This window comes from Mitsuaria sp. GD03876, from assembly GCF_029840635.1.
Classification (GTDB): domain Bacteria; phylum Pseudomonadota; class Gammaproteobacteria; order Burkholderiales; family Burkholderiaceae_C; genus Roseateles.
The window spans coordinates 1-19,520 of sequence record NZ_JAOCCU010000015.1 but is presented as its reverse complement, the minus strand read 5'-3'; the positions used below and the strand labels follow the sequence as shown (position 1 = coordinate 19,520).

The 19,520-nt window shown below is 68.4% G+C and carries 21 protein-coding genes; 17 read left to right on the top strand and 4 right to left on the bottom strand.

Annotation, left to right across the window (positions count from 1 at the left end):
* Positions 1-4: 4 nt before the first annotated feature.
* The 3 genes from flhC to N5D62_RS11445 form a co-directional block, all read right to left on the bottom strand.
* The gene (gene flhC, locus N5D62_RS11455) at positions 5-541 is read right to left on the bottom strand and encodes a flagellar transcriptional regulator FlhC (protein ID WP_279757908.1); all 537 of its coding nucleotides are present in this window, start codon (positions 539-541) and stop codon (positions 5-7) included.
* Positions 542-595: 54 nt separating this feature from the next.
* Positions 596-919, bottom strand: a complete 324-nt coding sequence (gene flhD / locus N5D62_RS11450; RefSeq protein ID WP_279757907.1) for a flagellar transcriptional regulator FlhD — start codon at positions 917-919, stop codon at positions 596-598.
* A gap of 267 nt (positions 920-1,186) precedes the next feature.
* Positions 1,187-1,678, bottom strand: a complete 492-nt coding sequence (locus N5D62_RS11445) for a tetratricopeptide repeat protein (RefSeq protein WP_279757906.1) — start codon at positions 1,676-1,678, stop codon at positions 1,187-1,189.
* Between the two features lie 604 nt (positions 1,679-2,282).
* Between N5D62_RS11445 and N5D62_RS11440 the strand changes: the two genes are divergently transcribed.
* The 7 genes from N5D62_RS11440 to N5D62_RS11410 all read left to right on the top strand — a co-directional run bounded on the left by N5D62_RS11440 (position 2,283) and on the right by N5D62_RS11410 (position 9,209).
* The gene (locus N5D62_RS11440) at positions 2,283-3,122 is read left to right on the top strand and encodes a flagellin (RefSeq protein ID WP_279757905.1); all 840 of its coding nucleotides are present in this window, start codon (positions 2,283-2,285) and stop codon (positions 3,120-3,122) included.
* Positions 3,123-3,533: 411 nt separating this feature from the next.
* Positions 3,534-4,376 carry a flagellin gene (locus N5D62_RS11435; RefSeq protein ID WP_279757904.1) on the top strand — a complete coding sequence of 281 codons (843 nt, stop codon included), beginning with the start codon at positions 3,534-3,536 and terminating at the stop codon, positions 4,374-4,376.
* A 369-nt stretch (positions 4,377-4,745) separates the two neighbouring features.
* The gene (locus N5D62_RS11430) at positions 4,746-5,615 is read left to right on the top strand and encodes a flagellin (protein ID WP_279757903.1); all 870 of its coding nucleotides are present in this window, start codon (positions 4,746-4,748) and stop codon (positions 5,613-5,615) included.
* A gap of 164 nt (positions 5,616-5,779) precedes the next feature.
* Entirely contained in the window at positions 5,780-7,237 is a 1,458-nt protein-coding gene (fliD, locus tag N5D62_RS11425; protein ID WP_279757902.1) for a flagellar filament capping protein FliD, read from the top strand.
* A gap of 215 nt (positions 7,238-7,452) precedes the next feature.
* Positions 7,453-7,890, top strand: a complete 438-nt coding sequence (fliS, locus tag N5D62_RS11420; protein WP_279757900.1) for a flagellar export chaperone FliS — start codon at positions 7,453-7,455, stop codon at positions 7,888-7,890.
* Between the two features lie 114 nt (positions 7,891-8,004).
* Positions 8,005-8,304 carry a flagellar protein FliT gene (locus N5D62_RS11415; RefSeq protein ID WP_279758039.1) on the top strand — a complete coding sequence of 100 codons (300 nt, stop codon included), beginning with the start codon at positions 8,005-8,007 and terminating at the stop codon, positions 8,302-8,304.
* A gap of 167 nt (positions 8,305-8,471) precedes the next feature.
* Complete coding sequence (locus N5D62_RS11410) at positions 8,472-9,209, top strand: flagellar brake protein (RefSeq protein ID WP_279757898.1); 738 nt, start codon at positions 8,472-8,474, stop codon at positions 9,207-9,209.
* A gap of 99 nt (positions 9,210-9,308) precedes the next feature.
* Here N5D62_RS11410 and fliE read toward each other — a convergent pair whose 3' ends face one another.
* Positions 9,309-9,626, bottom strand: coding sequence for a flagellar hook-basal body complex protein FliE (gene fliE, locus N5D62_RS11405; protein ID WP_279757897.1), 318 nt, complete (start codon positions 9,624-9,626; stop codon positions 9,309-9,311).
* A gap of 163 nt (positions 9,627-9,789) precedes the next feature.
* On the opposite strand from fliE, the gene fliF reads away from it, so the two are divergent.
* The 10 genes from fliF to N5D62_RS11355 all read left to right on the top strand — a co-directional run bounded on the left by fliF (position 9,790) and on the right by N5D62_RS11355 (position 19,466).
* Positions 9,790-11,508, top strand: a complete 1,719-nt coding sequence (gene fliF, locus N5D62_RS11400; protein ID WP_279757895.1) for a flagellar basal-body MS-ring/collar protein FliF — start codon at positions 9,790-9,792, stop codon at positions 11,506-11,508.
* A 40-nt stretch (positions 11,509-11,548) separates the two neighbouring features.
* Positions 11,549-12,544, top strand: coding sequence for a flagellar motor switch protein FliG (gene fliG / locus N5D62_RS11395; protein ID WP_279757894.1), 996 nt, complete (start codon positions 11,549-11,551; stop codon positions 12,542-12,544).
* A 27-nt stretch (positions 12,545-12,571) separates the two neighbouring features.
* Positions 12,572-13,432, top strand: a complete 861-nt coding sequence (locus N5D62_RS11390) for a FliH/SctL family protein (RefSeq protein WP_279757893.1) — start codon at positions 12,572-12,574, stop codon at positions 13,430-13,432.
* Positions 13,429-14,853 (top strand): flagellar protein export ATPase FliI, encoded by a 1,425-nt coding sequence (fliI, locus tag N5D62_RS11385; protein WP_279757891.1) that lies wholly within the window; start codon positions 13,429-13,431, stop codon positions 14,851-14,853. The genes N5D62_RS11390 and fliI overlap by 4 nt, the downstream gene beginning before the upstream one ends.
* 34 nt (positions 14,854-14,887) lie before the next feature.
* Positions 14,888-15,358 carry a flagellar export protein FliJ gene (fliJ, locus tag N5D62_RS11380; RefSeq protein WP_279757890.1) on the top strand — a complete coding sequence of 157 codons (471 nt, stop codon included), beginning with the start codon at positions 14,888-14,890 and terminating at the stop codon, positions 15,356-15,358.
* Positions 15,359-15,390: 32 nt separating this feature from the next.
* On the top strand, positions 15,391-16,833 hold the full coding sequence (locus tag N5D62_RS11375) for a flagellar hook-length control protein FliK (RefSeq protein WP_279757889.1): 1,443 nt from the start codon (positions 15,391-15,393) through the stop codon (positions 16,831-16,833).
* 157 nt (positions 16,834-16,990) lie between these two features.
* On the top strand, positions 16,991-17,572 hold the full coding sequence (locus N5D62_RS11370; RefSeq protein ID WP_279757888.1) for a flagellar basal body-associated FliL family protein: 582 nt from the start codon (positions 16,991-16,993) through the stop codon (positions 17,570-17,572).
* A 25-nt stretch (positions 17,573-17,597) separates the two neighbouring features.
* On the top strand, positions 17,598-18,599 hold the full coding sequence (gene fliM, locus N5D62_RS11365) for a flagellar motor switch protein FliM (RefSeq protein WP_091722333.1): 1,002 nt from the start codon (positions 17,598-17,600) through the stop codon (positions 18,597-18,599).
* Positions 18,592-19,032 carry a flagellar motor switch protein FliN gene (gene fliN, locus N5D62_RS11360; protein WP_279757887.1) on the top strand — a complete coding sequence of 147 codons (441 nt, stop codon included), beginning with the start codon at positions 18,592-18,594 and terminating at the stop codon, positions 19,030-19,032. The genes fliM and fliN overlap by 8 nt, the downstream gene beginning before the upstream one ends.
* 65 nt (positions 19,033-19,097) lie before the next feature.
* Positions 19,098-19,466 carry a flagellar biosynthetic protein FliO gene (locus tag N5D62_RS11355; protein WP_279757885.1) on the top strand — a complete coding sequence of 123 codons (369 nt, stop codon included), beginning with the start codon at positions 19,098-19,100 and terminating at the stop codon, positions 19,464-19,466.
* Positions 19,467-19,520 lie beyond the last annotated feature (54 nt).

Sequence of the window (19,520 nt, the reverse complement as noted above, 5' to 3'; positions counted from 1 at the left end):
GCGCTCAGTGCATCTGGATGCCGCCGGCGGCCTTGCCCTTGCCGGCACGCGCCGGCGGGTTGCACAGGCCGCAGACGTAATGCTTGGCGACCTCATGCGGATGGGTCACGAAGTGGCCGCCGCACTTGCTGCACTTGGTCATCGACAACATGCCGTTGTCGACGAACTTGACCAGGCGCCAGGCGCGGGTCACCGACAGCAGCTGCTCCAGGTTCTGGGCGGCGGTCTGTTCCTGGTACAGCTGGTAGGCCTTGATGACGACGTCGATCTCGTCCATCTCCGCGACCTTGTTCAGGTACTCGTGGATGTTCAGGAACAGGCTGGCGTGGATGTTGGGCTGCCAGGTCATGAACCAGTCGGTGGAGAACGGCAGCTGGCCCTTGGACGGCGACTTGCCCGAGACCTCCTTGTACAGGCGCAGCAAACGCTCGTAGCTCAGGTCGGTTTCCGATTCGAGGACCTGCAGGCGCGCGCCCAGCTTGATCAGCGTCACCGCGCGTTCGATCTGCTTGGCTTCGGTCAGGATGGACTTGGTGCGCATGTCGGTCTCCGGCTCTCTATCGGATGATCTGGATCGGCAAGTCGGCTGCCTGGATCAGGCGGCTTCCTGGTGGCGGCCGGCCATCAGGATGGAGGCGTGCAGGCGGGAGACGCTGTCGTTGGCGGCGGGCTTGCCGTGCGAGGTCAGCAGGCCCCACACCAGGTCGTCGTCCATGCGGAAGCGGCACAGCAGCGTGTTGCCGGAGGCCATCTTCATCATCTGCGCCGGGCTCAGCGTGTTCAGCAGCGACGCGGTCTCTTCCGAGATGCCCAGGCGGTACAGCGCCTGTTCGCGATCGGCACGGATGAGGCTCTGGGCCAGCATCAGGTACGACAGGTTGGCTTCGCGAATCTCGGCAAGGATCTGGTCGCTGTTCATGTCTGGGCTCCTGGGGGTGGCGTTGCTGCGATGGAATGAATTCTGAAGAAACGCGCAGGCCAGCAACATCAGCTTGCTACCAGATACAGGCTAGGGAGCGGGACGACGGCCTTGTCGGACGGATTCCTACACCTTGACAGGCCCCAAAGGGAAAACCGCCGCGAGGGGCCCGGTGGCACCGGGCTCGGCGGCGGTTTTTCAGGGAGACAGCCTGTCAGGCGGTCTCGCGGAGGACGGATCGGCAGCGCGCCAGGCGGCGCGCAGGCGTCAGGCGGCGCGCAGGCGCAGCAATTCCGTGTCGACGATCGCCATCAGTTCGGGCGAATCGCGGCGCAGCATCTCCAGCGCCTGACCTTCATTGAGGATGGTCAGCACTTCGATCGCGGCCTTGATCTCGCCCAGGCCCGACAGCGCGAAGCCCAGCGTGTACAGCGACGGCGCGTGTTGCGGCGACAGCTCGACCGCGCGGTGCGCGTACAGCGCCGCCTCGCGCAGCTGGCCCGAGGCCAGCAGCAGCGCGCCGACGTCGGACAGCAGGTCCACGCTCATCGGCGCCATTTCCAGCGCGTTGCACAGCAGCGCGACGCCGTCGCCGATGCGGCCCTGGGCGGCCTGCGCATACGCGGCGTTGCGCGCCTGGGCCAGCAGCAGCCGGGCTTCGCTCGAATTCGGGCGGACGCGGCCGTGAACTTGTTCCTCGATCGACACGTCGATCATCGACACGGCGGACCGTGCCTCGGTTTGCGATTGCAGTGGCATAGACCTCTCCATGGTCGTTGATCGGAAGCGGCTGGCCTTGTCGGCAGCGCCGGTTGGCACTTTAGGTCTGCACCCCCGTGATCGAGCACACGAAAAGCGCCCGCTTTCCCCCTCAATCCCGCCTCGTCCGGGCCGTTATCACTGTCATGTCCGTCGCCAGACCGACACCCGGGCACAAGTCCGGGTCGAGGTCAAACGACAAACAACACGTTGTCTGACCTGCTTATCTCCGGATCACATGTCTTGACAAATTGCCCTCAAGTTCTAAGGAGCGCGGTCCGATAACCAACTCAACGGGGCTGCTGTAGCGCAGAAACAAGCCAACCAGGACGACGAGTCCAACGGCAAGTGGAAGCAGGCAGGCGGCACGTGGTCCGGTTAGAAGGCCTGGCGTTCTTGGTTCCCTGAACAAGAGGGGTGGGACGGCAACGGTTGACTAGCGTCGGACTGGGACCTCACCGGGAAATGGCCCGGCAGGTTCAGCAGGAGCATCCGAGATCCTCGGCCGGTTCGCCTCACGGCGGGTCGGAGGATCGGAGGACTCAGGCGCTCATGTGTGGTTCGGCGCTTTTGCCGGTTTTACGTATAGCTGTTAGGAGCAATCATGGCCCAAGTCATCAACACCAACCTGCTGTCGCTCAACGCCCAGCGCAACACTTCGACCAGCCAATCGTCGCTGTCGGTCTCGATGCAGCGCCTGTCCTCGGGCCTGCGTGTCAACTCCGCCAAGGACGACGCCGCCGGCCTGGCCATCGCCGACCGCATGAACGCGCAAGTCCGCGGCATGAACGTCGCTCAGCGCAATGCGAACGACGGCATCTCCCTGGCGCAGACCGCTGAAGGCGCGCTGTCCAAGGTGGGCGATTCGCTGCAGCGCATGCGTGAACTGGCGGTGCAGGCCCGCAACGCGACCAACACCACGACCGACCTGGACTCCATCGGTCAGGAATACGCGCAGCTGGGCTCTGAAATCCAGCGCGTGCTGGGCGGCACGACCTTCAACGGCCGCGCCATCCTGGCCGGCGATTCGGGCACGCAGACCTTCCAGATCGGCGCCAACACGACGGCCAACGACTCGGTGGACGTCACGACGACCAACATGACCACCGACACGACGATCACCGCCGTGACGGGTGGCGCGATCACCAACGCCTCGTCGACGACCGACCTGGCCACCGTGATCGACAACATCGACTCGGCGATCAAGACGGTGTCGGGCGAGCGTTCGAAGCTGGGTGCCTCGCAGAACCGTTTCGACGCGATCGTGTCGAACCTGCAGATCTCGGTCGAGAACCAGACCGCGGCCCGCAGCCGGATCATGGACGCGGACTTCGCCTCGGAAACCGCGAACCTGAGCCGCGCGCAGATCCTGCAGCAGGCTGGCAACGCGATGATCGCGCAGGCCAACCAGCAGCCGCAGCAAGTGCTGGCCCTGCTCCGCTAATAGATAGCAGAGCGCCGCACCGGAGGGGACCGTGGTCCCCTTCTCTTTCCCCATCGCACCGGTGGTGGTGAAAGAGAAGTCAGCGAGAGCGGCTGGGGCCGGAATGGGGCTTGGGGTTCCCGGTGGGAGGCCCCATGCCCCGTGGAGAGCCCGCGCCAGGCCTCACGAAGTGGGGTTCTGGCATCCCGCCGAACGCGCCGGGGTCGGGAGACCTGCCGCCATTACTTCACGCCCGCAAAGGGCCGTTACAGCCTTTCTTTTCAGGAAGGCCTCAAGTCCATTCCTGGTGGCCCGATAACTGCATCAACGGGTCCGCAATTCAACAGCAAGGGCCACGTGGTCCGGCTCAGTCGGACGATTTCAACCGTCCGTGGGACCGAAGAAGGTCTTTGAATTCGAAAGGAATGGATCATGGCTCAGATCATCAACACCAACCTGCAATCCCTGAACGCCCAGCGCAACCTGTCCTCGTCGCAGTCGTCGCTGTCGGTGTCGATGCAGCGCCTGTCGTCGGGCCTGCGGGTGAACTCCGCCAAGGACGATGCGGCCGGCCTGGCGATCGCCGAGCGGATGAACGCTCAAGTGCGCGGCATGAACGTCGCGGTCCGCAACGCCAACGACGGCATCTCCCTGGCGCAGACCGCCGAAGGCGCGCTGTCCAAGGTGGGCGACTCGCTGCAGCGCATGCGTGAACTGGCGGTGCAGGCCCGCAACGCGACCAACACGACCTCCGACCTGGACTCGATCGGCAAGGAATACGCGCAGCTGAGCCAGGAAATCGGCCGCGTCATCGGCGGCACGACCTTCAACGGCAAGGCGATCCTGGGCGACGATGCCGGCACGCAGACCTTCCAGATCGGCGCGAACACGACGAGCAACGACTCGGTGGACGTGATCACGACCAACCTGACGAACGCGGCGGAAATCACCGCCGTGACCGCCGGCGTGATCGACAACGCCTCGACGCCGGACACGCTCAAGACCGTGATCGACAACATCGACGCGGCGATCACCAAGGTCAGCGGCGAGCGCGCGATCCTGGGCGCCTCGCAGAACCGCTTCGACGCGATCATCTCCAACCTGTCGGTGGCGGTGGAGAACCAGACCGCCGCGCGCAGCCGGATCATGGACGCGGACTTCGCGGCGGAAACCGCCAACCTGAGCCGCTCGCAGATCCTGCAGCAGGCCGGCAACACGATGGTGGCGCAGGCCAACCAGCTGCCCCAGCAGGTCCTGTCGCTGCTGCGCAGCTGATCGACGGCTCCTCGCAAGACACCCCGGAGAACGCTCCGGCGCCGCCTGCGGCGCCCCCCTGGATGACTCCTCAAGCACGGCCTCGCGGCCGGGCCTCCAAAGGCTCCGCATCGACCCTCGGGATCGATGCGGGGCCTTTTTTTATCGGCTCGGGAATGGACGGTTTTCCGCCCGTTAATCGGCCCTTCGGCGTCGGCGCTCGTTTCGCACAATGGCAACCATCGAGCATGAAGTTCGCGCTCGATCACCGGTCCAACCGGCAGGTCCGACAACACCCGCGATGGCGGGGCACGGATCGGCCGGCGAGGTCGGGAACGACCACCCCAACCGGGATCGCAGCCAGGACAGGATCTCCGCAGGAGCGCATCAATGCCACAGACCATCAACACCAACATTGCTTCGCTGAACGCGCAACGCAATCTGAATTCGTCCCAGTCGTCGCTGGCGACGTCGATGCAGCGCCTGTCGTCGGGCCTGCGGGTGAACTCCGCCAAGGACGACGCCGCCGGCCTGGCCATCGCGGAGCGGATGAACGCGCAAGCCCGCGGCATGTCGGTCGCGATGCGAAACGCCAACGACGGCATCTCGCTGGCGCAGACCGCGGAAGGCGCGCTGGGCAAGGTCGCCGACTCGCTGCAGCGGATGCGCGAGCTGGCCATCCAGGCCCGCAACGCCACCAACGCGGACAGCGACAAGGATTCGCTGGACAAGGAATTCGGCGAGCTGGCCAAGGAAATCCAGCGCGTCACCGGCGGCACGACGTTCAACGGCAAGTACATCCTGGGCCAGGACGCGGGCACCCCGCAGACCTTCCAGGTGGGCCCGAACACGACGTCCAACGACGAGATCACCGTCGTGACGCCCAACATGTCCTCCGACGACGCGATCACCAAGGTCTCGGGCTCGGACACCAGCGGCACCGGCCGTTCGGTGATCGACCACACGGCCGACGCCGGCGCGATCGCCACCGTGGTGGCCAACATCGACGCGGCGCTGGACCAGGTCAACAGCCAGCGCGCGACGCTGGGCGCGACGCAGAACCGCTTCGACGCGGTGATCTCCAACCTGCAGGTCGCCTACGAGAACCAGACCGCCGCCCGCAGCCGGATCATGGACGCGGACTTCGCGGTCGAGACCTCGAACCTGAGCCGCGCGCAGATCCTGCAGCAGGCCGGCAACGCGATGGTGGCGCAGGCCAACCAGCTGCCGCAGCAGGTGCTGTCGCTGCTCAAGGGCTGATAGGAAATCGCAATCGAAACGCCGGGGTGCCGTCCTAAAGTCGGTGCTCCGGGCGCCGATATGCAGGACAGGGCCTCACGCGAGTCACGCGGGGCCCTGTCGCGCATGGGGCTTCCAGCCAGGGGTCCCGGTCAAGGTGGCCAGGGTCACAGGGAGTTCGAACGATGGCATCCATCACCTCCACCGGTCTGGGCAGCGGCCTGGACGTCGAAAGCATCGTCACGAAGCTCGTGTCGCTGGAGAAGCAGCCCATCACGGACCTGCAGTCCCGCACCGACACGATCAAGACGCAGATCTCCGAGTACGGGAAGATCAAGAGCGCCTTCAGCGCGATGCGCGACGCCGCGGCCAAGCTGAGCAATCCCAGCACCTGGGCCGCGCTGACCGCCACCTCCTCCGACACGACGATGGCCACCGTCATCGCCGGCGCCGGCTCGGGCGCGGGCTCCTACACGCTGAGCGTGGCCAACCTGGCCTCGCCGCAGTCGCTGGCGAGCAAGGCCTTCGCGACCAACGCGACGGTGGGCTCGGGCTCGATGACCATCGAGCTGGGCCAGTGGAGCGCCGACAACTCGACCTTCACCGGCAAGTCCGGCACGTCGCCGGTGAGCGTTTCCATCTCGGCCACCGACACGCTGTCCAGCATCCGCGACAAGATCAACGGCTCCGGCGCGGGCGTGCTCGCCTCGGTCGTGACCGACGCCAGCGGCCAGCGCCTGGTGATCCGCTCGCGCGACACCGGCGAGGCCAACGGCTTTCGCATCACGACCGCCGACGACGACGGCAACGGCTCGGACGCCAGCGGGCTGTCCGCGCTGGCCTACGACCCGACCTCCTCGGTCACGTCGATGACGCAGAACACCGCGGCCCGCAACGCCAACCTGACGGTCAACGGCCTGTCGATCAGCTCCGCCTCCAACAACATCGAGGGCGCCGTCGACGGCCTGACGATCAACCTGCTCAAGGGCGGCACCGTCGACGGGGCCGGCAACGTCACGCCCGCGGTGTCCACCATCACCGTCGGCCAGGACAAGGACAGCGTGAAGAAGGCGATCAACGACTTCGTCACCTCGTACAACAGCCTGATGACGCTGATGCGCACCGACACGAAGTACGACGACGCCAACAAGACCGCCGGCGCGCTGCAGGGCGACAGCACCGCGGTCGGGCTGCAGAGCCAGCTGCGCAACATCACGGCCTCGGGCAGCACGCTGGGCGGGCAGTTCGGCCGGCTGTCGGACCTGGGGCTGGACATCGGCGCCGACGGCACGATGAAGGTCAACGACACCAAGCTGACCAGCGCGCTGGGCAGCATGGCCGACCTGAAGAACCTGTTCATGGGCGTGGACAACGCCAACCCGAACAACAACGGCATCGCCACGCGCTGGCGCGCCTTCGCCGACCAGGTGACGGGTTTCGACGGCTCGATCACGACCCGCACCACCGGGCTGCAGTCGCGGGTGACCGCCAACGGCAAGCGCATCGACGAGCTCAACGACCGCGCCGACGCCTACGAGAAGCGCATCCGCGCGCAGTACACGGCGCTGGACACGCAGATGGCCAAGCTCAACGACATGCAGAGCTACGTCAACAAGATCACCAGCATGCTGGGCAGCAGCTGAGGACGGGTCGCCGGCGGCCGCCAGTGGAACAAGGCCGTCGCGACCGCCCTTCTCCGGCGCTTCGAAAAGCGTGCCGACAAGCCTCCTCACGGAGGCTTTCCTCATTCTGGAGATCGGCAGAATTTCGAGACAAATTCGACAGGTGGGAGGCTCAAGTTGGGCCGGCGGGGGCCGAAAACTGATTCAAGCACTTCAGCACACCGCAGCAGCACATCATGTACGGCAACTCCTCCCCCTTCGCTTCCCACGGCCAGCGCGCGAGCAACATGTACAACCGCGTCGGCGTGGAGACGGACGTGATGACGGCCTCGCCGCATCGCCTGGTGACGCTGCTGCTGGACGGCGCCTTCGATTCGATGACGCAAGCCATCGGCGCGATCCGCACCGGCAATGTCGAAGTGAAGAACCGCAGCCTGAGCCGCGCGGTCCGCATCCTGGACGAGGGCCTGAAGGCGGCCCTGGACCTGGAGTCGGGCGAGCTGGCCCTGGACCTGCGCGACCTGTATGCCTACATCTGCATGCGGCTGACCTACGCCAACCTGCACAGCGACGCGGTCGCCGTCGAGGAATGCGTGACGCTGCTGCAGCCCATCCGCGAAGCCTGGGGCAGCATCGCCCCGGCCGCCGCCGCCGACCAACGCGCCGCGGCCTGATCGCCGCCGGACCGACGCCCAACGCCTGACGACTTGAGAAGTTCCATGTCCAAGTACACCGCCAAGCCCCAGACCTCCTCCGCCGCCCACGCCGCCCCGACCCCGGACCGCATCATGAGCACCCAACTGCTGAGCTACTACGAAGCCATCGAACAGGCCAGCGCCGACATGCTGAACGCCGCCCGTTCGGGCAACTGGGACGAGGTGGTCAAGCTCGAGGGCGCCTGCGTCCTGCTGATCTCCCAGCTCAAGCACGCGGCCTCCAGCCAGCAGCTGGGCCCGGACGAGGCGCAGCTCAAGACGCGCATCATGCAGCGCATCCTGCTCAACGACGCCGAGATCCGCCACCTGGCCGAGCCGTGGCTGGACGACCTGGACCAGCTGATGAAGGGCAAGTCCAAGACGGTCCACTGACCGGCGGGACGCCTCGGCGGCGCGACACGATCCGAGACATCGGTCACGCCGCGGGGCTCGCGCTCCGGAGCACGCCGCGACCGGCCCCTCGAACGGATGGGGTCGGCGCGGCGTTTGCCTTGGGGATGCGAGTAGATTTTCCGAACGACTGCTGCCGGAAGCTGGCCTTGAGCGACCTGACGATCCCCGCCCCCTCCTCCGATCCCGCGGATGCCGATTTCCGGCTGGACGCGCCCGGGGAGATCATGAACTGGATGCGCGAGCTGCTGCGGTCGCAGGCGCGGGTGCAGCTGTCCACGCCCGAGGGCGAGGCGATCCACACCGTGCTGCGGGCGCTGGACACGCCGCACGGCATGCTGACGATGGAGGCGCCGCGCGCCGGCGACACGCTGGCGCCGGTGCTGGCCAGCGACGAGCTGGTGGCCACCGCCTACCTGGACAGGATCAAGCTGCAGTTCGACGTGTCGGGCCTGGTGGCGATCCACGGCGACGGCGCCGAGGTGCTGCGCGCGCCGATGCCGCTGCGGCTGTACCGCTTCCAGCGCCGCCAGGCGTACCGGGTGGCGTCGGCGGGGCAGCTCTATCCGGCGCTGAAGCTGGCGCAGGCCGACCTGCCGCGGATCCGGGTGGTCAACGTGAGCGCCGGCGGCGTCGCGCTGCAATGGCCGGCGAACGTGGTGCCGGTGCCGCGCGTGGGCGAGGAGATCGCCGCCACGCTGGAGCTCGAACGCGAGGTCAGTTTCACGACGCTGCTGCGGGTGCAGCACATGGCCGACGGCGACGCCGGTGCCCCGCACCAGGCGGGCTGCGCCTTCGTCTCGCTGGCGCCGACGGCGGCCCGGGCGCTGCAGGTCTTCATCGACCAGGCGCAAAAGCGCGAACGGCTGATGCGGCGCGACGCCTGAGCCCCCGGTCCCTGCCTGGCCTTGATCGCCCAATGAACAAAGCCGCCCTCGGGCGGCTTTTCGCATCCAACAGCCGGCAACGCGGTGCAAGGCCGGCGATCAGACCTGCATGTTCATGATCTCGGAATAAGCCGACACCAGCCGGTTGCGCACCTGCAGCGTCGCCTGGAAGCCGATCTGCGCCTTCTGCATCGCGACCATCGTCTCTTCCAGGCTCACCGTCGGGTTGTCGAGCTGGACCTCGCGCTGCAGCCGCGACGCCTCGTTCTGCTGCGTGCTGACAGACTTCAACGCCGAGCTCATCGCATCCGCGAAGCTCGCGCCCGACGCGGGCTTGGCCACCGGCTGGCCCTGGGGGGTCAGTCCGGCACGGGCCACCGCGCTGGCGAAGTCGAAGGGTTTGAGTTTCAGGTCCACGGCACGCATCGTACGGATCCGCGCCCGGTCCATAGCTCGGAACTGGGGGGGCTTCTTCGGCCTGTTCCCACCATTCTTGAGGGCGCCGATCGAAATAATCCTGACCAGTGCCGAGGCGTCCGCCTGGGCCCTCCGTTCGACCCAGCCGTACACCCCACGCCCCATGGACAACGCCCTGAGCAGCCCCGCCGCCGGACTCCCCGAGGTGCAGCAGACCGCCAAGACGACCGGCGTGCCGGCCCGCCTGGCCGCGATGCCCACCAAGAGCAAGGTCATGCTGGGCGCCGGCGTCGCCGCGCTGCTCGCGGTCATCGTCGCCATGTCGATGATGACGGCCAGGCCCGACTACCGCCCGCTGTTCTCCGGCCTGTCCGACAAGGACGGCGGCGCCGTCATCGCGCAGCTCGCGCAGATGAACGTGCCCTACCGCAACGACCCGGGCGGCGTGATCATGGTCCCCGCCAACCAGGTCTACGACCTGCGCATGAAGCTCGCCTCCGCCGGCCTGCCCAAGGGCGGCATCGTCGGCTTCGAGCTGATGGACAAGCAGTCCATCGGCCAGACCGCCTTCAACGAACGCCTGAACTTCCAGCGCGCGCTCGAGGGCGAGCTCACCCGCACCATCACCGCCATGGCCGACGTCGCCGACGCGCGCGTGCACCTGGCCATGCCGCAGCAGAACGGCTTCTTCCGCGAGCAGCAAAAGCCCAGCGCCTCCGTCATGCTGACGCTGCGCGGCGGCCGCACGCTGGACCGCGCCCAGATCGCCGGCATCGTCCACCTGGTGTCCTCGTCGGTGCCCGAGCTCAATCCCAAGGCCGTCAGCGTCCTGGACAGCACCGGCGCCCTGCTCTCCCAGAACCCCGAGGGCAACGCCATCGGCCTGGACAGCCAGCAGCTGCAGTACAAGCAGCAGGTCGAAGCCAACCTGAACAAGCGCATCGCCGACCTGCTCGAGCCGATGGTGGGCCGCGACAACCTGCGCTCGACCGTCACCGCCGACGTCGACTTCAGCCAGGTCGAATCGACCGCCGAGGAATACAAGCCCAACCAGGGCCCCAACACCCAGAGCGCCGTGCGCCGCCTGACCTCCGAGGAGCAGTCCGGCAACACCCCCGGCGTGCCCACCGGCGTGCCCGGCGCGACCACCAACCAGGTCCCGCCGCAGGCCGCCGCGCCGATCAACGGCCAGGCCCAGCCGCTGCAGCCGGCCGGCCAGACCGGCGGCTCGCAGAACCTGCGCCGCAACAACGACACGCAGTTCGAGGTCGACCGCACCGTGCGCGTCACCCGCAACGCCGTCGGCCAGGTCCGCCGCCTGAACGCCGCCGTGGTCGTCAACCAGAAGACCGTGACCGACAAGAACGGCAAGACCACCAGCCAGCCGCTGTCCGAGACCGAGCTGCAAAAGCTCGACTCGCTGGTCAAGGAGGCGCTGGGCTTCTCGCAGGAGCGCGGCGACTCGGTCAAGGTGCTGAGCGCGCCCTTCGTCTCCGACAAGCTCGAGAACGCCGACGTGCCGCTGTGGCAGCAGCCCTGGCTGCGCGACATGGCCCGCGACGCCGCGGTGCCGGCCGCCCTGGTGCTGGTCGCGCTGATCGCCGTGTTCGGCATGGTTCGCCCTGCTCTCAAGGCGGCTTTCCCGCCGCCCGCCGAAGAGAAGGACGACACTGCCACCAGCCAGCTCAGCGTCGTCGAGAACGAGCAGCTGAGCCTGGGCGGCCCGGGCGGCCTGCCGGCCCTGGAAGCCCCGGTCTCCAACGACAAGCTCGTGCGCGCCCGGGCGCTGGCCAAGGAGAACCCGATCGCGGTGGCCAACATCATGCGCGCCTGGGTCAACGGCGAAGAGCTCGAGACGGCCGCCCCGGCCGGCCGGCGCTGAGCCCCGCCCCGCCCACACGGATCGATAGCGAGACATCACCATGGACGACAAAGGCGTAGAAGACGCGGCCATCCTGCTCATGTCGCTGGGCGAGGAAGAGGCGTCCGAGGTCTTCAAGCACCTCGCGCCCAAGGAAGTGCAGAAGCTCGGCGAGACCATCGCCAAGATGAAGGTCGTGCCGCGCGAGCGCGTCGAGCGCGTGCTCGACAAGTTCGACCTCGTCGCCGAGACCCAGAGCACCCTGGTCAACGACACCGACGAGTACGTCCGCTCGGTGCTGCGCAAGGCGCTGGGCGAGGACAAGGCCAACCTGCTGCTGGACCGGATCCTGCAGGGCTCGGACGTGTCCTCGATCGAGTCGCTGAAGTGGATGGACCCGGGCTCGGTGGCGGAGTTGCTGCGCAACGAGCACCCGCAGATCGTCGCGGCCATCCTGTCGCACCTGGACTTCGACCAGAGCAGCTCGGTGCTGCGCGTCTTCACCGAGCGCCAGCGCAACGAGGTGCTGATCCGCATCGCCACGCTGGACGGCATCCAGCCGATGGCGCTCAAGGACCTCAACGAGGTCATGGGCCAGATCCTGGCCGGCGGCGAGCGCATGAAGAAGTCCAACCTGGGCGGCGTCAAGACCGCGGCCGAGATCATCAACATGATGGGCACCAGCGTCGAGGCCTCGGTGCTGGACTACATCCGCGAGGCCGACTCCGACCTGGCGCAGAAGATCATGGACAACATGTTCACGTTCGACGACGTGGAGAAGATCGACGACCGCGGCATCCAGGCCGTGCTCAAGGAAGTGCAGTCCGAATCGCTCATCGTCGCGCTCAAGGGCGCCGGCCCCGAGCTGCGCGAGAAGATCTTCCGCAACATGTCCAGCCGCGCCGCCGAGACGCTGCGCGAGGACCTGGATTCGCGCGGCCCGGTGCGCCTGTCCGAGGTCGAGGCCGAGCAGAAGGAAATCCTCAAGGTCGTGCGCCGCCTCGTCGACGAGGGCCAGATCGTGCTGGCCGGCGGCGGCGACGACCAGTTCCTGTAATCCCGACGCCGACGGACGCCCGCATCGATGGTCACCCGCCCGCCCCGCCAGGTCCCCCCGCCGCCCCGTCCGGACGGCGATCAGCCGCGCGGCAACACCTACAGCCGCATCATTCCGCGCGAGGAGCTCTCGGGCTTCGCCGCGTGGAACCCCGGCACGCTGGACGGCGCCGCGCCGCCGCGCCGCCCGGCCGTCACCGCGCCGGCCCCGGTCGAGCCCCCGCCCCCGCCGCCCCCGCCCGGTCCCAGCATCGAGGAGCTGCTCCAGCAGGCCCGCCAGGCCGGCTACCAGGACGGCTACCGCGACGGCATGGCCGCGCTGGACGCGTTCAAGCAGAGCTTCGCCAAGCAGATCAGCGCGCAGGTCGGCCAGCTGGTCGCCAGCTTCGACCAGGACCTGTCCGCGATGGAGCAGGACATGGCCCAGGCACTGGCCCGCACCGCCGTCGAGCTGGCGCGCCAGGTCGTGCGCAACGAGCTGTCGACCGCGCCGGAGCTGGTCTCCAAGGTCGCGCATGACGCCGTCGAGGCGCTGCTGATCAACGCCCGCCACGTGCGCGTGCGCGTGCACCCCGACGACCTGCCGCTGGTGCTGGACGGCGCCGGCCAGGAACTTCGCGCCCGCGAGGCGCAGGTCATTCCCGATCCCGCCATCGCCCGCGGCGGCGTCAAGGTGGACGCCGACATCTGCAGCGTCGACGCCTCGCTGCCGGCGCGCTGGCAGTCGGCGGTCAACGCGCTGGGCCAGACCTCGGTCTGGGAGGACCGCCGCTCCGCCGCCGACGAGCAGCGCGAGGCGCGGCTCGATTTCCGCGCCGATCCGACGCCCAGCCAGTACGGCGGGCTGCCGCACGGCCGCCAGAACGGCGCCGAGGAGCCGCAGCCATGAGCGCGCGTATCGGCCGCTGGCAACAGTACTTCGACGATCTGCAGGCATTTGCCGGCAACGGACCGGCATTGGAGCCGCAAGGCAAGCTCGTGCGCGTCGCCGGACTGGTGCTGGAGGCGACCGGCGTGAAGGTGCCGGTGGGCTCGGTCTGCGAGATCCACATGCCCTCCACCGCCGCCGCGCCGCGCCGCGGCCAGCGGCCGGTGACCGCCGAAGTGGTCGGTTTCTCCGGCGATCGCGCCTATCTGATGCCAACGGACGAGATCCAGGGCCTGGCCAGCGGCGCGATGGTGCTGCCGCGGCCCGCCGCGCCGCATGGTCCGGTGCTGGGCGAAGAGCGCCATCCCTGGCGCCGCGACGAGGACCGCGGCCTGCACCTGCCCATGGGCGACGGCCTGCTGGGCCGCGTCGTCGATCCGCAGGGCCATCCGATCGACCGCCGGGGCCCGCTCGAGGAGGTTCGCGACGAACCGATGGTGCGCCGCCCGATCAACGCGATGGACCGCGACCCGGTCCGCCGCCCGCTGGACACCGGCGTGCGCGCGATCAACTCGTTGCTCACCGTCGGCCGCGGCCAGCGCCTGGGCCTGTTCGCCGGCACCGGCGTGGGCAAGTCGGTGCTGCTCGGGATGATGGCCCGCTACACGCAGGCCGACGTCATCGTGGTCGGCCTGATCGGCGAACGCGGCCGCGAAGTGAAGGAATTCATCGAGGACATCCTCGGCGAGGAAGGCCTGCGGCGCAGTGTCGTCGTCGCCGCGCCGGCCGATGCGCCGCCGCTGCTGCGCATGCAGGGCGCGACCTACGCCACCGCCATCGCCGAGCACTTCCGCGATCGCGGCCAGCACGTGCTGCTGCTGATGGATTCGCTGACCCGCTACGCGATGGCGCAGCGCGAGATCGCCCTCGCCATCGGCGAACCGCCGGCCACCAAGGGCTATCCGCCTTCCTGTTTCGCGAAGCTCCCGCAGCTCGTCGAGCGCAGCGGCAACGGCCTGGCCGGCGAGGGCTCGATCACCGCCTTCTACACCGTGCTGTCCGAGGGCGACGACCAGCAGGACCCGATCGCCGACGCGGCCCGAGGCATCCTGGACGGCCACATCGTGCTCAGCCGCGAGCTGGCGGAGAGTGGGCACTACCCCGCCATCGACGTGGAGCGCTCGATCTCGCGCGTGATGACCAGCGTCGCCGACAAGCGCCATGTCGAACTGGCGCGCCGTTTCCGGCAATTGCTCGCGAAATACAACAAGGCGCGCGACCTGATCCAGCTCGGCGCCTACCAGCCCGGGCACGATGCCGAGCTCGACGCCGCCGTGCGCCTGCATGCCGACATGGACCGATTGCTCCAACAAGACATGCATTCCCCCGCTTCTTTGAACGATTGCCTCAATCAACTGACCGCCACACTTAACTTTGCGTGATAGCTGCCGACATCCGTAAAGCGAGGTCATCGACATGAGTAGTTCCAATCTGCAGGCCCTGACCGTTCTCCTCGAACGCGCGGAGGCCGAGCGCGATGAAGCATTGCGGTTCCTGCAGGACGCGCAGTCGCGGGCCAACGCGGCGCGCAACCAGCACGACCAGCTCTCCCAGTACCGCACCGACTACCGCAGCCGCTGGACGCAGGAATTCGCCCAGCAGACGACGGTGCAACTGCTCGGCTGCTACCAGAACTTCGGCCAGCGCCTGGACCAGGCGATCGGCCAGCAGGCCGGCATCGCCGACTACGCCGACCAGCGCCTGACCGCCGCGCGCGACGTGCTGCGCGAGCGCGAGCTGCGCGTGGCCTCGGTGCGCAAGCTCATCGAGCGCCGCCGCGCCGAGACGCTGCGCAGCCAGATGCGCCAGGAGCAGCGCGCCACCGACGAGCAAGCCGCGCGCGCCGCGGCCCGCGGCGGCAACCCGATGTCCCGGCTGGTCGCCTGACGGCGGCCTGGTCCACCGGAACCTCCCTCGCCATGACGCAGATTCAGAACAATGCCCAGTTGCCGGGCGCCCTTGCTGGCCTCGGCGCGAACAATCCTGCCTACACCGGCCGCAAGGAGGGCTCGCCCGACTTCGCCCGATGGCTGAACCAGAGCAGCCAGCAGCTGCAGACCCAGTCGACGCAGGCGCAGCAGGCCTCGCAGCTGCAGACGCAGCAGCTCGCCGCCCAGCAACTGCAGACGCAGCAGCAGGCGCAACAGCTCCAGGCCCAGCAACAGGCGCAGCGGCAGAACGCCGCGCAAGCGCCCAAGCCGCCCAAGGCGCCCGAGAACACTTCCGCGCAGGAAGAGAACAAGCTGGCCGCGCGCAACGCGGCCGCCCGCCGTGGCGCGGCCCCCGCCGAGGACGCGAAGGCGCCGGCGCAAGCCGTGAAGGCGGACGCCGCCGACCAGCCGGACGCGGCCGATGCCGCCGAGCCGGTCGACGCGAAGGACCCCGCCGCGGCTGACGCCGAAGGCGCCCAGGCCGGCGAGCGCGTCGAGGCCAAGGACGGCGAGGGCAAGGACAGGAAGGTCGCCAAGGACGCGAAGGACGGCGCCGCGACGCCGGCCGAGCAGATCCTGGCGATGCTGCGCGGCGAGGCGCCGCCCGAGGCCAAGGGCCCGGCGCGCGCCGGCTCGGCCGATGGCGAGGCCGCCGGCACCGACGCGCTGCCCGGCGGCGCGCAGGCCCACGGCAAGCACCCGACCACCGGCGACGCGATGCGCGAGCGCCAGGAACTCCAGCGCGAGCTGAGCCAGGCCGCGGCCGGCAAGGCCGGCGCCGCCGAGGGCGCCGACAAGGCGGCCGCGCAGGAGACGCTGCAGGCCGTGTCCGGCGGCGCGCACGAGATCGCCGCGGGCGACGGCGCGGCCAAGGGCCCGCAGCCGAGCTTCGACGCGCTGCTCGCCGCGGCGCAGCAGGCCGGCTCGACCTCCGCCACCGGCTCCGCCGATGCCGCCGCGCCGGCCCCGGCGCCCAGCGTGCCGCTGAGCCAGCCGCTGACCAGTCCCGATTTCGCGCCGGAGCTGTCCGCCAGCGTCAGCCTGCTGATCCAGGACGGCGTGCACGAGGCGCAGCTCCAGCTCAACCCGACCGAGATGGGTCCGGTGTCGATCAACATCCAGCTCGACGGCCAGCAGGCGCAGGTGAACTTCCATGCCCAGCACGCCGCCACCCGCGAGGTGCTGGAACGCAGCCTGCCCGACCTGGCGGCGGCCCTGCAGGCCCAGGGGCTGACCCTGAGCGGCGGGGGGGTGTTCGCACAGACCCAGTCCAACGGCGGCCAGAATCGTGGGGACGGATCCTCCGAGGGCACGGCCAACGGCCGTCCGGGCCGCGGTCGACGCGGGCAGGACGACGACGGCGCGATCGCCGCCGCCGGCCGGGCCGAGCGCCGCACCGCGCCGCGCGGGCTGGTCGACCTGTACGCCTGACGCCTGCCTCGGGACTGGCGGGGAACCGCGAGTCTGACCGGAAACCGCCGCCTTTTCGCGCGTTGAGCGCGCGGGCGGCGTTTCACAATGGGAGCCATTGCCGGATCGATCGGTCCGGCGCCTCGCCTACTCCTTCAACCTCGTCACCGGAGCGCCCATGGCCACAGCCGCCGCAGGCAACGACGCCGCCGTCAAGGGCGGCGGCAAGAAGAAGCTGATCATCATCGTCGCCATCGTCCTGGTGGTGGTGCTGGTGGGCGTCGCCGCGTTGCTGATGATGAAGAAGAAGTCCCATGCCGACGACGAGGAAGGCGCCGCGGCCGACGAGAAGCCGGCCGCCGCCGCCCACGCCAAGCCGGGCACGCCGCCGACCTTCGTGCCGCTGGACCCGTTCACCGTGAACCTGGCCGACAAGGAAGTCGACCGCTTCGCGCAGGTCGGCATCACGCTGGAGGTGGCGGACGCGCATTTCGCCGACCAGCTCAAGGCCTACATGCCGGCGATCCGCAACAACGTGCTGCTGGTGCTGTCGCACAAGACCTCGGCCGAGCTGCTGACCGTCGAAGGCAAGGAGAAGCTGGCCAAGGAGATCCGTCGCGAGGCCGTGCGCCCGATGGGCATCGAGCTCGACGACGAGGATGAGGACGAGGACGCCGCGCCGAAAAAGAAGAAGAAAAAGAAGCGCCAGGTCGAGAGCCCGGTGACGCAGGTGCTCTTCTCCACCTTCATCGTGCAGTGACGACGGACCCAGAAGGGATCGGGCGATGAATCAGCAAATCCTGTCGCAAGACGAAGTCGATGCCCTGCTCCAGGGCATCACCGGCGAGAGCCAGAAGCTCGAGGCCGAGGAAGTCCAGACCGGCGGCATCCGCGAGTACAACCTCGCCAGCCAGGAACGGATCGTCCGTGGGCGCATGCCCACGATGGAGATCATCAACGAGCGTTTCGCGCGCAACATCCGCATCGGGCTGTTCAACTTCATCCGCAAGAGCCCGGAAGTCGCCATCGGCGGCATCAAGGTGCAGAAGTACAGCGCCTTCCTGCGCGAGATCGTGGTGCCGACCAACTTCAACATCGTGTCGGTGAAGCCGCTGCGCGGCAGCGGGCTGATCGTGTGCGACCCGACGCTGGTGTTCGCGGTGATCGACTCGCTGTTCGGCGGCATCGGCAAGTTCCACACGCGCATCGAGGGCCGGGACTTCTCCGCCACCGAGCAGCGGGTGATCCTGCGCCTGGTGGAAGTGATCATCCAGGAGTACCTCAAGGCCTGGAAGGGCATCTATCCGCTGGAGCTGGAATACCAGCGCTCGGAGATGCAGCCGCAGTTCGCCAACATCGCCACGCCCAGCGAGATCGTCGTGTCGACCTCGTTCACGCTGGAGATCGGCGAGACCAGCGGCACGGTGTATTTCTGCATTCCGTACTCGACGCTGGAGCCGATCCGCGACGTGCTGTACAGCACCACGCAGGGCGACTCCAGCGAACCCGACCGCCGCTGGGTCAACCTGCTCAAGCACCAGATCCAGTCGGCCGAGGTCGAACTGGTGGCGGAGCTGGCCAAGGCGCCGGCGACCGTGGAACAACTGCTGGCCTTCAAGCCGGGCGACTTCATCGAACTGGACCTGGAGCAGATCATCCAGGCCAAGGTGGACGGCGTGCCGGTGTTCGACTGCCATTACGGCACCTCGAACGGCAAGTACTCGATCAAGATTGAAAAGATGCTGACCGGCCCGGATGCCGGCTGGCTGGGAGCCCGCAATGGCTGACAACACCCCGATGGACGAACAGGACGCGATGGCCGCCGAATGGGCGGCGGCGCTGGCGGAAGCTGGCGGCGGCGGCAGCGAGGTCGCGGCCGAAGTGCAGCCGGTGGCCGAGCAGGTCGCGCCGGCGGCCTTCACCAATTTCTCGCCGACGCCGGGCAACCTGCCGGGCAGCGACATCAACATGATCCTGGACATCCCGGTCCAGTTGACGGTTGAACTGGGCCGCACCCGCATCCCGATCAAGAACATCCTGCAGCTGGCGCAGGGCTCGGTGGTGGAGCTCGACGCGCTGGCCGGCGAGCCGATGGACGTGCTGGTCAACGGCTACCTGATCGCGCAGGGCGAGGTCGTGGTGGTGAACGACAAGTTCGGCATCCGCCTGACCGACATCGTGACGCCATCCGAACGCATGCGCCGCCTCAGCAAGGCATGACGTGACCCCCGATCAGCCCCACCCTCGTGGGGCTGATGCATTTCAGGGACGCATAATTCATCGCCATGACCAACAGCCTCGTCCCCTTGCTCTGGTTCCTGGCCATCCTGGCCTTGATTCCAGTCGTCCTGTGGCTGCTCAAGCGCACGCCGCTGGGCGGCTCCGCGCTCGGCGGGCAACTGCGCACCGTGGCGCAGCTGGTGATCGCGCCGAGCCAGCGCATCGTGATCGTCGAGGTCGGCCAGGACGAGGACCGCCAGTGGCTGGTGCTCGGCATCACCGGCCAGCAGATCCGCACGCTGCACGTGATGCCGCCGCAGGCCGACGCCGGCCAGGCGCTGCAGGCCGCGCAGCCCTCGTTCTCCTCGATGCTCAAGCGCAGCCTGGGCGGCGGCAGGCACGCCGATGGCCCCGGTGCCGGAACCTCGGCCTGATCGAGGACGGCGCATGACCGCTTCCGCTCCCCTGTCGACCCCCCTGCCCGCGCG

Bases quoted from the DNA above. Each gene is read 5' to 3' on its own strand.
- fliN (WP_279757887.1), top strand. From the start codon at position 18,592: ATGGCTGACAACACCCCGATGGACGAACAGGACGCGATGGCCGCCGAA.
- N5D62_RS11370 (WP_279757888.1), top strand. From the start codon at position 16,991: ATGGCCACAGCCGCCGCAGGCAACGACGCCGCCGTCAAGGGCGGCGGC.
- fliS (WP_279757900.1), top strand. From the start codon at position 7,453: ATGTACGGCAACTCCTCCCCCTTCGCTTCCCACGGCCAGCGCGCGAGC.
- flhC (WP_279757908.1), bottom strand. From the start codon at position 541: ATGCGCACCAAGTCCATCCTGACCGAAGCCAAGCAGATCGAACGCGCG.
- fliI (WP_279757891.1), top strand. From the start codon at position 13,429: ATGAGCGCGCGTATCGGCCGCTGGCAACAGTACTTCGACGATCTGCAG.
- N5D62_RS11415 (WP_279758039.1), top strand. From the start codon at position 8,005: ATGAGCACCCAACTGCTGAGCTACTACGAAGCCATCGAACAGGCCAGC.
- flhD (WP_279757907.1), bottom strand. From the start codon at position 919: ATGAACAGCGACCAGATCCTTGCCGAGATTCGCGAAGCCAACCTGTCG.
- N5D62_RS11375 (WP_279757889.1), top strand. From the start codon at position 15,391: ATGACGCAGATTCAGAACAATGCCCAGTTGCCGGGCGCCCTTGCTGGC.
- fliF (WP_279757895.1), top strand. From the start codon at position 9,790: ATGGACAACGCCCTGAGCAGCCCCGCCGCCGGACTCCCCGAGGTGCAG.
- fliD (WP_279757902.1), top strand. From the start codon at position 5,780: ATGGCATCCATCACCTCCACCGGTCTGGGCAGCGGCCTGGACGTCGAA.
- fliJ (WP_279757890.1), top strand. From the start codon at position 14,888: ATGAGTAGTTCCAATCTGCAGGCCCTGACCGTTCTCCTCGAACGCGCG.
- N5D62_RS11440 (WP_279757905.1), top strand. From the start codon at position 2,283: ATGGCCCAAGTCATCAACACCAACCTGCTGTCGCTCAACGCCCAGCGC.
- N5D62_RS11445 (WP_279757906.1), bottom strand. From the start codon at position 1,678: ATGCCACTGCAATCGCAAACCGAGGCACGGTCCGCCGTGTCGATGATC.
- N5D62_RS11390 (WP_279757893.1), top strand. From the start codon at position 12,572: ATGGTCACCCGCCCGCCCCGCCAGGTCCCCCCGCCGCCCCGTCCGGAC.
- fliM (WP_091722333.1), top strand. From the start codon at position 17,598: ATGAATCAGCAAATCCTGTCGCAAGACGAAGTCGATGCCCTGCTCCAG.
- N5D62_RS11430 (WP_279757903.1), top strand. From the start codon at position 4,746: ATGCCACAGACCATCAACACCAACATTGCTTCGCTGAACGCGCAACGC.
- N5D62_RS11435 (WP_279757904.1), top strand. From the start codon at position 3,534: ATGGCTCAGATCATCAACACCAACCTGCAATCCCTGAACGCCCAGCGC.
- N5D62_RS11355 (WP_279757885.1), top strand. From the start codon at position 19,098: ATGACCAACAGCCTCGTCCCCTTGCTCTGGTTCCTGGCCATCCTGGCC.
- fliG (WP_279757894.1), top strand. From the start codon at position 11,549: ATGGACGACAAAGGCGTAGAAGACGCGGCCATCCTGCTCATGTCGCTG.